The sequence below is a fragment of the Sulfobacillus thermosulfidooxidans genome (assembly GCF_001280565.1).
GTDB classification, from domain to species: Bacteria; Bacillota; Sulfobacillia; order Sulfobacillales; family Sulfobacillaceae; genus Sulfobacillus; species Sulfobacillus thermosulfidooxidans_A.
Genome location: NZ_LGRO01000001.1, coordinates 2,144,492 through 2,156,397 on the forward strand (window position 1 = coordinate 2,144,492; position 11,906 = coordinate 2,156,397).

The 11,906-nt window shown below is 49.1% G+C and carries 12 protein-coding genes, 2 tRNA genes and 1 other RNA gene; 2 read left to right on the plus strand and 13 right to left on the minus strand.

What is annotated here, in order from left to right; all coding sequences use genetic code 11:
- Nucleotides 1-58: 58 nt before the first annotated feature.
- A complete protein-coding gene (erpA, locus tag AOA63_RS10590) occupies nucleotides 59-541 on the plus strand; it encodes an iron-sulfur cluster insertion protein ErpA (RefSeq protein WP_242848318.1) in 483 nt (160 codons plus the stop codon).
- A 116-nt stretch (nucleotides 542-657) separates the two neighbouring features.
- On the opposite strand, the gene AOA63_RS10595 is transcribed toward erpA, so the two are convergent.
- From AOA63_RS10595 to AOA63_RS10605, 3 genes are all read right to left on the minus strand, one after another.
- Nucleotides 658-2,064 carry an MFS transporter gene (locus AOA63_RS10595; protein WP_053959667.1) on the minus strand — a complete coding sequence of 469 codons (1,407 nt, stop codon included), beginning with the start codon at nucleotides 2,062-2,064 and terminating at the stop codon, nucleotides 658-660.
- 129 nt (nucleotides 2,065-2,193) lie between these two features.
- Nucleotides 2,194-3,363 carry a class I SAM-dependent rRNA methyltransferase gene (locus AOA63_RS10600; protein WP_171822690.1) on the minus strand — a complete coding sequence of 390 codons (1,170 nt, stop codon included), beginning with the start codon at nucleotides 3,361-3,363 and terminating at the stop codon, nucleotides 2,194-2,196.
- A gap of 159 nt (nucleotides 3,364-3,522) precedes the next feature.
- Nucleotides 3,523-5,055 carry a peptidoglycan-binding protein gene (locus tag AOA63_RS10605; protein ID WP_053959669.1) on the minus strand — a complete coding sequence of 511 codons (1,533 nt, stop codon included), beginning with the start codon at nucleotides 5,053-5,055 and terminating at the stop codon, nucleotides 3,523-3,525.
- A 243-nt stretch (nucleotides 5,056-5,298) separates the two neighbouring features.
- Here AOA63_RS10605 and selD point away from each other — a divergent pair, with 243 nt between their 5' ends.
- Nucleotides 5,299-6,321 (plus strand): selenide, water dikinase SelD, encoded by a 1,023-nt coding sequence (selD, locus tag AOA63_RS10610; protein WP_082344055.1) that lies wholly within the window; start codon nucleotides 5,299-5,301, stop codon nucleotides 6,319-6,321.
- Here selD and gltX read toward each other — a convergent pair.
- The 10 genes from gltX to AOA63_RS10655 form a co-directional block, all read right to left on the minus strand.
- Nucleotides 6,305-7,762 (minus strand): glutamate--tRNA ligase, encoded by a 1,458-nt coding sequence (gene gltX, locus AOA63_RS10615; protein WP_053959671.1) that lies wholly within the window; start codon nucleotides 7,760-7,762, stop codon nucleotides 6,305-6,307. The two genes, selD and gltX, sit on opposite strands and share 17 nt — an antisense overlap.
- A 90-nt stretch (nucleotides 7,763-7,852) precedes the next feature.
- Nucleotides 7,853-8,131 carry a pro-sigmaK processing inhibitor BofA family protein gene (locus AOA63_RS19765; RefSeq protein ID WP_053959672.1) on the minus strand — a complete coding sequence of 93 codons (279 nt, stop codon included), beginning with the start codon at nucleotides 8,129-8,131 and terminating at the stop codon, nucleotides 7,853-7,855.
- Nucleotides 8,132-8,282: 151 nt separating this feature from the next.
- Nucleotides 8,283-8,480, minus strand: a complete 198-nt coding sequence (locus tag AOA63_RS19770; protein WP_053959673.1) for a hypothetical protein — start codon at nucleotides 8,478-8,480, stop codon at nucleotides 8,283-8,285.
- A 58-nt stretch (nucleotides 8,481-8,538) separates the two neighbouring features.
- The gene (locus tag AOA63_RS10630) at nucleotides 8,539-8,829 is read right to left on the minus strand and encodes a hypothetical protein (RefSeq protein WP_053959674.1); all 291 of its coding nucleotides are present in this window, start codon (nucleotides 8,827-8,829) and stop codon (nucleotides 8,539-8,541) included.
- A gap of 55 nt (nucleotides 8,830-8,884) precedes the next feature.
- Entirely contained in the window at nucleotides 8,885-9,481 is a 597-nt protein-coding gene (gene recR / locus AOA63_RS10635) for a recombination mediator RecR (RefSeq protein ID WP_053959675.1), read from the minus strand.
- 2 nt (nucleotides 9,482-9,483) lie between these two features.
- Nucleotides 9,484-9,813 (minus strand): YbaB/EbfC family nucleoid-associated protein, encoded by a 330-nt coding sequence (locus AOA63_RS10640; protein ID WP_053959676.1) that lies wholly within the window; start codon nucleotides 9,811-9,813, stop codon nucleotides 9,484-9,486.
- 1 nt (nucleotide 9,814) lies between these two features.
- Entirely contained in the window at nucleotides 9,815-11,479 is a 1,665-nt protein-coding gene (gene dnaX / locus AOA63_RS10645; protein ID WP_053959677.1) for a DNA polymerase III subunit gamma/tau, read from the minus strand.
- 46 nt (nucleotides 11,480-11,525) lie between these two features.
- Nucleotides 11,526-11,625: signal recognition particle sRNA small type (ffs, locus tag AOA63_RS18960), an RNA gene on the minus strand.
- Nucleotides 11,626-11,678: 53 nt separating this feature from the next.
- A tRNA-Ser gene (locus AOA63_RS10650) sits at nucleotides 11,679-11,772 on the minus strand.
- Nucleotides 11,773-11,787: 15 nt separating this feature from the next.
- Nucleotides 11,788-11,881, minus strand: a tRNA-Ser gene (locus tag AOA63_RS10655).
- Between the last annotated feature and the right edge of the window lie 25 nt (nucleotides 11,882-11,906).

Sequence of the window (11,906 nt, forward strand, 5' to 3'; positions counted from 1 at the left end):
AACATGAGATTTGATAGAGGAGCGTTTACCCAAGAAATTAATTTCTTAACGTCATGGGTTGAGAAAGACTTCCCATCAGGTTCAACAAAAATCCGGTACTGGCCAAATTGACCGCATCAAATTTTTAAGAATATGGTACAGTATTACTATCTTAATTTGTATTGATGTTGTGGAGGTGACACATTTGATTACCCTGACTGAGACGGCAACGGACAAGGTTAAAGAGTTTATGGCATCGAAGAATCACCCCGATCTGGCGCTCCGAATTTATGTGAGCAAAGGCGGCTGCAGCGGATTTAGTTACGGTATGGCTCTTGATGCGGCTCAAGAAGATGATAATGTCTATGAATTTAATGGCATTAAGGTCGTTATCGACCCACAGAGTGCGCCTTATCTTGACGGCATTGAAGTCGATTACGTCAATTCCATGATGGGTGGCGGTTTTTCGATCACAAACCCCAACGCCGTATCTTCTTGTGGTTGCGGTCACTCCTTCCGAACCAAAGACGATGCGGGCGCAGCCAACTCCTGCAGCCATTAACGCAAGATTTAGATATACCAAAAGCCTTCGGAATCCGAAGGCTTTTTAAATCGTTTTGCCATGACAAGATCATTTCATGAAAGCCTAGTGAGCTTTTTTCTCACTAGGCTTTTCGTCTACGCGGTAACTTGGTGGGACTGAGGGTCTGAACCACCCTCTCCCGCTTCTTCCAATGATTTACCCGCTGTTTCAAAACCAAAGATCCATGTCACGAAAAATCCTAAAAAGGAGGCCGCTGCAATCATGCCTAAGGTCAAGCCTAGTCCCCACGCTTGTTCAATCACCGGTAAGAGGAAAATGCCGACTGCCGCCCCGAATTTTCCGGATGCCGCCGCTAATCCATGTCCCGATGCTCTCAAGCTTGTGGGGAATACCTCGGTCGGTAAAATCCATGTGGTAGCGTTAGGGCCGGTGTTGACAGCCAGGTTGAATAAGGCAAACCCAATGAATATCACTGTCGTCAAAGACCCCGTAGCTCCCTTAGGAACTCCCACAAAAGCCAGCAATGTCATTGCAATGCCCATGCCAGCGAAACCCAGAAGCTGAAGTCGAATGCGACCGAGTTTTTCAATCAGCAAGATACTCAACGCAAACCCAATGACCAAGAATACATCGAGAAAAATCGCACCTTGCGTGGATAAAATATCTTTATGAATGAAATTTCCATGACCAGCAAAAGCCATAACCGACAAAATGGTGGGGGTAAAGATGCCGATACCATAGAGACCAATATCCATCAAAAACCATGGCACGGTTACTAAAATCGTCCGGGTCAAATAGCGGCCCCGAAACAAATCTTTATAAACCATTTTGCGGGAATGCGATTTTTCCGTGGCAATACTTTGTCCCGTAATTTCCTCTGCTAAGACCCGCGCTCCTTCTGCATCCCCGTGTTCCATCTTCCAACGGGGACTTTCGGGAACACTGGTGCGAAGAATCATTACCGCCACAGCCGGCACGACCCCAATGGCCAACATAATACGCCATGCATCGGGTGCTGGATTTAACATGAGAATTGACAGTCCCACCGCTGCGCCAAATAAAGCACCGAGTGCCTGAAAACTAAAGGCTCCCGAAAGCATCCGTCCACGAATCTTTTTCGGCATTAATTCCGAGACATATGTTGAACTGATAGGATAATCTGCTCCGATACCAATTCCCAGCAAAAACCGAAACACTAACAACGACGTGGGATTCCATGACAACGCGGATAATCCGGCGAAGACGACAAAAAAAAGCAGGTCAAAAAGATACATTGCTTTTCGACCCAACTTATCCGTAAACCGTCCCAAGGTAAACGCACCAATCATGGCACCAAGAGGAGCCGCCGCTCCGATTAGTCCAATTCCGGTTTTTGTCACGTGCATTTGATGAGCAATGAGAGGTAAGGCGACACCAATAATAAACAAATCAAATCCGTCGAGAAAAACCCCCATCGCCGACAAAAACCAAACCTTCCAATGCACCCCTTTTAACTTCGCATGATCTAGGGCCGACTGGAAACCTGTAGACTCAGATGGCATTTCAAGCTCCTCCTGCCGCCTTCTTGGCGTCAACGAATTATTTTCTTTAGCTTTATCATGCCACCGTCACATTATGAGTGGTTTAAGCCCTTGTTAAGGTTGCATTAACAAAACCCAGACTATTTGCAATTAATCTACAGCACAGACAAGACACTTAAGATATCGGGATTCTGGCAGCCCCGGCGCCATCGGATGATCGAGTCCTTGACCCCGAATTTCCAAAATTTTAACGGGACGCTTGGCGTCCTTAGCCGCATCCCGGATCACTTCAATAAACTGTGTTTCAGAAATGTGATACGAACAACTGGATGTGACTAAGATTCCCCCGGGTTTAATCAACTTAATGCCCCGAAGGTTGATTTCTTTATATCCCCGGAGTGCTCCGGCCACTGCATCTTTGGATTTGGTAAACGCCGGCGGATCCAAAATACCCAGATCATATTGCGGTCCCTTATCACTTTCCTGACGGAGCCAATCAAAGGCATTAGCCGTGACGAATTCCATTTGTTGTTCCAAGCCGTTTTGCCGGGCATTTTCTTGAGCCCGGGCGATAGCATTACCATCGATATCAATCCCGACCACATGCTTTGCTCCGTATTTTGCACAGGTTAAACCAAAAGCTCCGGTATGGCAAAAGGCATCAAAGACCTCTTTACCCTCAGCCAATTCAGCCGTACGCTTACGGTTCGCATATTGGTCAAGAAAGTGACCGGTTTTTTGCCCTCCTGCCACATCAATCGTTAAACTCACACCATTTTCTAAAATCTTCACCGGACTCAAAAGCGTGCCATATAGGAGTTGGTCTTCTCGCGGCAATCCTTCTTTAGCGCGCACCGCCACATCGCCACGTTCATAAATCCCCTGAGGGTGGTAGATATCTACTAAGGCTTCAACAATCGCTTGGCGAAAGGCTTGCAAGCCGAGACTTAAAATTTCCATAACCAACATGGGCCCGTATTTGTCGACAATCAGTCCGGGCAATTGGTCGGCTTCGGAATTGATGACCCGGTAAGCTTCTCGGTCCCTTAATAACGCAAAACGCAACCGTGCGGCTTCCCTTATCCGCCTTTGAAACCACTGATCATCAATGACGTCATGGACACTGCGGGTCAACAAACGAAACGCAATTAAGGACGCGGGATTAAAAAATCCGCGGCCGACAAACCGACCGTTAGACTCTTCCAAGGCAACAATCGCGCCAGGTTGAAGATTTGAATGATACAATTCGCCCCGGTATACCCAAGGTGCGCCCTCCAGTATCCGGTGAGGTCCCGGTTTTAACCGTAAAACATCTGCCACGTAAAGCGCCTCCATTCATCTTCCGTAGTATAGGCCTAATTGGACAACTTTGACCATATCACGGATTCCTTGCCCTTGCACTTAGCGTCACCAAAAAGCACAGCAAAAACGCCCGAGACGACCAACAAGGTTTCCCCGGGCGTTTGTAATCATTTGCCGTTAATGGCTAAATCCCATGCGCGATAAAACCGTCCACAAATGATGATCTTCATCACCTAAACGCCAGATGGCTATCCCACCCAAGTGATATTGTTTCACCAATTGTAATTTAAAAGCGTCACTATACCCATTTTCAAAATAGACCCTGTGGGTCATCCCCTGACTTTGATAGCTGAATTCGGGTTCGTCACTCACCGGATTCCACTTTATGGGCACACCGTATTGAGCCGCTAAAGCCCGGGCTTGATTGGCGTGAATCTCCACAGTTTGTCCATTACTGGCCCAATTGTATCCATAGACGGCTAATCCTAGTACAATTTTTTGGGGATTCACCCGCGTGATCGCATACTGAACCGCCTGATTAACCCAATTGATGGGAGCCACAGGGCCCGGCGCACTGCCAATATCATGATAGTCGTAAGTCATCAACACAATTTTGCTGACGTAAGGTGCTAAAGCCTGGTAGTTATAGGCGCGATTATACGGATCTTTGGCGGTTCTTGGGATCACCGCAATGGTCAGTGTTTTGCCAAGCGGCGTCAATTTTTCGGACAACGCTTTGACAAAGGCGGTTAAAGGTCTTTCGTCCCAGTAGTTTAATCCTTCGAAATCAATATTGTATCCTTGATATCCATCTTCTTGAGCCATTGCAGCCAATTGATTCACAATCTCTTGCCGCAAGGTCTGATTGGTTAAAATCCGGTCGTTGCCGTAAGCATTCGTAATCACGGGATACAGTGCAATATGATGTTCGCGTGCATACGCTCTGACCCATGACCGGTGATATCCGTGCTTAATTAAGGTGCCATCAGCACGGTAGGTATACCACAAAGGAGCAATAGCCGAAATCGTATGAAGATGTTGTGCTAAACTCATTTGGGAACTCATGGAGTTTGGGGTATATTGCGTGTAATACCCTAAGACCCAAGGGCTTGAGGATACCTGAGATGAAGGGGAAGTGATGGGTGCTGGCGCCACAGGCTCAGAAGAATACCCTAAGGCATGACAAAGTGCCTGATAGGTTTCAGGGCCCACAATCTCATCGACCACGAGACCTTCATGGGCTTGAAAAGCCATGACAGCTTGTCCTGTTTGCCGATTAAACACGCCATCAGCGGGACCGGGATTGTAACCTAACTGGCTTAAATCCCCTTGCAGGGTGACGACCCCCGGTCCGTAATCCCCGTATGTCAAATCCCCTTGGCCGAGCGGTGCACGAATATAATCGTAGTGCCTTTTCAGGGCACGGATTAATGCCCTACGCGTTAAAGGCCCTAAGATGCCATCAACTTGCAGATGAGCTTGTGATTGAAATTTTGCCAGGGCGAATGCTGTCTGAGCATTAAAATATCCCCGGCTAGACCCGGGATTGTAGCCTAAATCCCGCAGTTCTTGCTGCATAACACTCACCGACCAGCCAACGCTCCCTTGCTGTAGTAAAGAGATGCTTGGAGATGCGGCACGGGCGGGAGAAGACAAGGTTAACAACGAACAGGCCGTGGACAGGACCGCGACCAACGGGAAAATCTTCATTCCATTTCCTCCGAGAAGTGCCATATTTTACGCGATTTGGTATCTTTGGAAAGCATTGAAATACCCTTTTACCATAGCGATTCTCCTAAAACTTGTCAGATGTGCTATCATACTCGGGAAGCTCATTTCCGCAAGGTAATCTCTTTCTAAGCCGCGGGAAACCAGCTTTATAAAAATTTTCACCGCAATGGTAAATTGCGGGTTTTAGAGGAGGTGATCCGGGTGCACCCACGATTAACGCAAATGACCAGCAAATCCGGGTGAGGGTGCAAATTAGGTCCGGAGGACCTAACGAGCGCTTTAAGCTTTATCCCGCCTGCTAAGGTTCGGGATGAAGATGTCCTGGTCGGTAATGAGACACACGATGATGCGGGAATCTACCGGTTAAGTCCGGATCAAGCTCTCGTTCAAACCGTAGACTTTTTAACTCCGGTTGTGGACGATCCCGAATTATTCGGTAAAGTGGCGGCGGCCAATTCCTTATCCGATGTCTATGCCATGGGTGGGATTCCGATCACCGCATTGAACTTATTGGCGGTTCCCGAAGGCGTCTTATCGGCAGAAGAAGTCGGTGCCATGTTGCGCGGGGGACAGAGTATTTTAGATGAAGCCGAATGCCGTCTTTTAGGCGGGCATTCCATCGATGACAACGAACCTAAAATGGGGTATTCGGTGACGGGCTTGGTGCATCCTGATCACATTTGGCGTAACAGCACGGCGCGTCCTGGTGATGTGCTTTATCTTTCCAAACCCATTGGGAGCGGGGTCGTGATTAAAGCGATCAAAGACGGGGAAGCGAGCCAAGAAATGATAGACGGGGTGATTGCCATGATGTTAACGCTAAACAAAAAGGCCAGCGAAACGATCAAACGCGTCGGCGATCCCACGGCTTGCACTGATGTCACCGGCTTTGGGCTGCTTGGACACTCGTGGGAAATGGCTCAGGGTGCCAATGTGACTATTGAACTGTATGCATCGTCAGTTCCGACCCTTCCTGGTGCCAAGGAATTGGCGCAACAAGGAAAATTCCCCTCAGGAAGCAAGCGCAATTTGGAATATGTCGGGCCGCATCTTGAGGTAGATTCCGGATTCGATCATAATATTCTGACCTTATTGGCCGATGCAGTGACCTCAGGCGGATTGCTCTTCACGGTAAAAGAAGAAAACGCCGCCTCGTTTGAAGCGACGTTTTCTGATCAACACGTTCCTCTCTACCGCATCGGGCGCGTTTTACCGGGCCCGGCACACGTTAGGGTGTTGGGATAAGGCGTTGTTCTTCAATAGCCGTGGCCACCTCATTGAGGCGGGCCACGGTTTCCTTTTGCCCTAAGACCTCGAGGAGTTCAAACAATCCCGGTCCTACCGTCTTACCCGTAACAGCTAAACGGGTGGGATGAATAAGCTCGGCCCGTTTAATATTTTCCCGTGCAGCTTCCTCATCATACAAGGCCACAAGATGATCATGATCCCATACCCTCAGTTCTTGTAAACGGTCTGCCAATGTTCTCAAGCGGGCAGGCGTGCTCTCAACGTGAAAATGCTTGGCCATACCTTTGGGGTCAAAACTCGTCGGCCGTTGATAGAGAAAGACCAAACTTTCCGCCAGCTCCTTTAGAGTATGAGAGCGTTCCCGGACCAGTTCGACAGCTACCGGCAATGCTGGACCCTTAGACAGATCCAGATGGAGCTCTTCAAGAAAAGGCATTAAGTACTCAATGACCTTGTCAATAGGCAACAACCGCAAGTACTGGCTGTTCATCCATTCCAGCTTTTTATAATCGTAAATAGCCGCCGTATGCTGTACCCGGTCAAGATCAAACCACTGGGCAGCTTCATCAAGCGTCATAATTTCCGTTTCATCTGGCGCAGACCAACCCAGAAGCAAAAGATAATTGACCAAGGCTTCGGGCAAAATTCCTTGCTGGCGGTATTCTTCCACCGATGTCGCGCCATGGCGTTTGGACAACTTGGACCGGTCGGGAGCTAAAATCATGGGAACATGCGCAAATTGTGGCGTCGGCAAATTCAACGCCTGGTAAATAAGAATTTGTTTGGGAGTATTCGATAGATGTTCTTCTCCCCGAATCACATGCGTAATCCCCATGTCATGATCATCTAACACTACCGCAAAATTATAGACAGGAGTCCCATCGGATTTGGCCAACACAAAATCATCTAAAATGCGATTTTCAAAGACTACCGTGCCTCGAATCAAATCGTGAACGACCGTCTCTCCCTCTGTGGGCACCTTCATCCGCACAACAAACGGCTTATCCGATTGGTAAATGGGATCATCAGGTGGACGTAACCGGCATTTTCCGCTATACCGGGGCGGTAATTTGAGTGCCGCCAGCCGTTTTTTCTCCGCCTCGAGTTCCTCCGGTGTACAATAACAGCGGTACGCCAAGCCTTGGGCCAGAAGTTGCTCTAAGGCCTGTTGGTGCCGCTTAACCCGTTCCGATTGCCTATAAGGCCCATAATCGCCTCCCACATCCGGTCCCTCATCCCAAATAATTCCCAAGGACCGTAGACCTTTCATCATGGCCTCTTCTGAACCCGGCACTAAACGGGCCCGGTCCGTATCTTCCACTCGCAAGATGAAGCGCCCATGATGATGCTTTGCAAATAAATAATTAAAGAGCGCCGTTCTGGCCCCACCGATATGTAAGGTACCAGTGGGACTCGGCGCATAACGTACCCTAACCACGTGTGTCCCTCCTGAAAAGCTTTGCTAAGAACAAGCCGCTCTGTTGATAGTTATGACATGCGTTAAGTGTAGCTAAGGACTTACAGCGGGTCAAGAAAGTCCGTACCGGATCGTCACTAACGAAAGTAATCCCGGCACTCCAAGGACTCCTGTAATCGCCAAGGTCAGGATATTGAACCCAATGTGCCCAAGTCCCGTCCAAGACGCCATCACATTCCACGCGAAAATAAGCCCAGCACCTGCAAGACTTCGTATAGCAAATCGCCGCCAACGCGGGATAAATAAACCTCTTGTTACAATCGCAAAGATAGCTCGTCCGAATATGATGAGAACGAAAAGGATAAAGCCTGTGGCTAACAGTCCTTGCATATCTCTGGCCCCTTTTTTGCTGAGTTGTCGGTTAAAAGGTCGCAGGAGAAGACAATCTCCGGTTATTTGGCTAAAACCATGGATATGCCCAAAAAGGACATGCTTAGAACCAAAGACTTTGAAAGACACAACAGCGCGGATCCTCTGGATCTTAGGGTTTAGCACGCCGACAATAATGATGATATTTCTTGGCCGCAGATTGATAGTAATCCTCAGGGTTCCGCAAGGACAAACCTTGGGACGCTTTAATGTGACCAAGAGCATCCCATCCCCATTTTTGGGAAACATCCCGTAAGTCGTTTTCGTCCCAACCGGGATGCATGAAATCCTGCCGATTTCGTCTCATCATGGCGATCCCCCTCAATGCTAGGGTATGCGTCACCATTCACATTTGGCAATCATTAACATCAATCTTGGGATTGAGCCACAAGTTCTGCGAACGTGAGTTCAGCTTGAGACAGCGGTTGACCCACTTGTTGGATCACCTCTTTTAACCGGTCCACAGGATGTTCGACGCCCGCAGCTTGAGCAGCATGAATAAACTTTTCTATCCATAATTGTCGGTAGCGAGCCCGAATCCACCACAGTGTGCGCACAATTAAATATTTCTTGCGGTATCCTTGCACCAAGATGACGAGAACCATCGTTTCGACACCTAAATCTACCCACTCAAATAAGGTAAGAAAGATATCACCCATAACATCGCCCCCATGCGGCATAATATGCCAAAAATCTGCGGGAGGTGTCTCACGTTTAGACTTCTTGTCGTCCTTCTAGCGCTTTAAGCAATGTCACCTCATCGGTATAGTCGAGGTCGCCACCCATAGGCAAACCGCGGGCGATCCGGGTCACCTTAAAGCCCATCGGCTTTAACAACCGTCCCAAATACAAAGCCGTCGCTTCTCCTTCTAAGCTGGAACTCGTGGCCAACACAATTTCCTGCGGGGGATTTTGTTGGATGCGCATCAACAATTCTTTAATGCGGAGATCATCTGGTCCTATGCCCTCCATAGGAGATATGGCCCCATGGAGCACGTGGTAGCGCCCTTTAAATTCCCGTGTTTTCTCCATCGCCACGACGTCTTTGGGCTGTTCCACAACCATAATGATCCGATTATCGCGGGCACTATTTCGACAAATAGCACAAGGATCACTATCGGTAAAATTAAAACAGACGGAACAGTAGCGGATTTTGGTACGGGCATTCACAATAGCTGTGGCTAATAATTCGGCCTCGCCTTGAGGCATATTCAACAAGAAAAAAGCCAAACGCTGGGCGGTCTTTGGACCTACCCCGGGCAATTTGGCTAATTGACTGATAAGATCTGAAATAGGTTCTGGATAAATCATATCTACATAAGCCCGGGAATATTTGGTAGATTCATACCCTTAGTCACATCGTTTAACCGACTGCTTGCCAGTTCTTGAGCTTTTTTCTGCCCTTCCCGCACAGCCGCCAATATTAAATCTTGCAGCATTTCTACATCACTCGGATCCACAGCCTCCGGTTGGATGGTGATCGATTGAATTTCGCCATGTCCATTAAACACCGCTTTGACGACACCGCCTGTCTCCACTTCCACCATTTCATACTGTAACTCTTCTTGGACCCGCGCCATATCTTGTTGCATTTTCTGCACTTGCTTCATCATCTTCTGCATATTATTGGGGTTAAATCCCATGTTATTGTCCTCCTTCGTTGGATTCTTCGATATTCTTTACCGGAACATCGGCCCCGAACCATGATCGAATTTCCTCGACAAGTTCTGCGTTGTCATTGCGCGATAATTTTGATGCAGGTGGCTTAGACAACCTCACAGGACGCTCATTGCCTACCAATAAATAATACTGCATTTCAGGCCCATAAACCTTGTGCAAAACTTGCTCTAATAACGCTTTATGATGTGATGCCATCATTAAATCACGATGGGCCGGAAAGGAAAAGATCACTTCAAGCGCCTTTGACGTCACTTGCAGGCGGGCTTCTTGCAATAAGGCATAGGTGGACGGCCGCTCTTGACGAATCGCCTCCAAAAACCGTTTGAGGCGCTCATCTTGGCCCATGTCGCTAAAATCGACTGGAGTGATTTCATTGTCCGTGATCTTCTCTGCCGATGATTGAAAAGAACCCGAAACTTGTTCAGGACTAGGCGCCGCCTCTTCAGCATGAACTATAGAGGCGGGTTTTGATGGCGCGGCCACAAAATGGGCCTGCTCTCTTTCCTGCAAGACGTCCGCGGGCTCTTTTCGATAAGCTAATTCTTCTCGAATTTTCAACAGCGCCAACTCCACCGATAACTGCGCGGGAAATCCACTACGCAGCCGGGTATCCGCTTCCGCTAACAGTTCTAAAGCATGAAACCATGACGCGGCCGAAATTTTGGCAGGCAGCCTCGCGTCCAATTGTTCAAGCCATTCCCGCCGGTATTGGGGAAAGAGGTCTTTTCCCGCCTGGCGCCAAATAACGATGTCGCGAATCTGTTGCGCTATACTACGCAAGACTGTGCGGTAATCTTTACCTTGACGGTAAATGTCATCCAATGTTCGCATCACGTCGCCTAAATCCGTGGGCGATGTTAAAGCCGTCATAATCTGTTCCATCATGACCGGTTCCACCGTCCCCACCAGTTCGCTAACGGTTTGATAGGTAATGTGCTTGCCGCCTACCGCAATGGTTTGATCGAGCAAGCTCAAGGCATCTCGCATAGCGCCATCGGCATATTCCGCAATGAGCTCGAGCGCTGCGGGTTCAACCTCAACATTTTCTTCCGCAATCACTTGCCTAAGCCGCTCCTCGATTAACCCCACCGTCAACCGCTGAAATTCATAGCGTTGGCAGCGGGACAAGACGGTCACCGGAAGCTTTTGCGGCTCGGTCGTGGCCAAGACAAAAATAACATGCGGTGGTGGCTCCTCCAGCGTCTTAAGCAGGGCGTTAAACGCTTCGGTCGTCAGCATGTGCACTTCGTCGATAATATAAATTCGGTAGCGTCCCATAACCGGAGATTGGTCAATACGCTCTTTAATTTCTCGAATTTCATCGATGCCACGATTAGAAGCCGCGTCAATTTCCAGAACATCCAAGTGCTGGCCTTTTTCGACGGCTATGCATGCCGGACACTGAAGACACGGTTCTCCCTCCGCGGTTAAGGCTTCACATTGAATCGCCTTGGCTAAAATACGGGCCACACTGGTCTTCCCCGTTCCGCGGGGACCGGCAAATAAATAGGCGTGGGTAAGGCGAGACTGGCGCACCGCCTGGCGCAAAGTCTCAACCACCCGACTTTGCCCGATCACCTCGTCAAATGATCGAGGCCGATAAACTCGGTACAGTGCTTGGTGTGCCACCAAGAGCCCCCTTCCCCGAATGAAAAGATTGAGGCCACAGGGCGGCACCGATCAGGCGACTCCGCGGCACCACAACGTTCCCGCTTACCGCTGCTCCCTTCCGGGCCTGACGGGGTTCACAGGTGTTGTCCGCGCGGGACCCAATCGATGCGGCTCCATGGCCTACGCAAATACGATTCCCAATTTTTCATGTAATTAATGGCGGAGGAGGAGGGATTCGAACCCTCGAGGCAGGATTTGGCCCACCAACACGCTTTCCAGGCGTGCGCCTTAAACCGCTCGGCCACCCCTCCAGGTTAAATAATTCGTGGCGGAGAGGGTGGGATTCGAACCCACGAGACGGGGTTAAACCGCCTACCCGATTTCGAGTCGGGCTCCTTCGACCAACTCAGACACCTCTCCACACTCTATTCAATTTGCGTTGGCG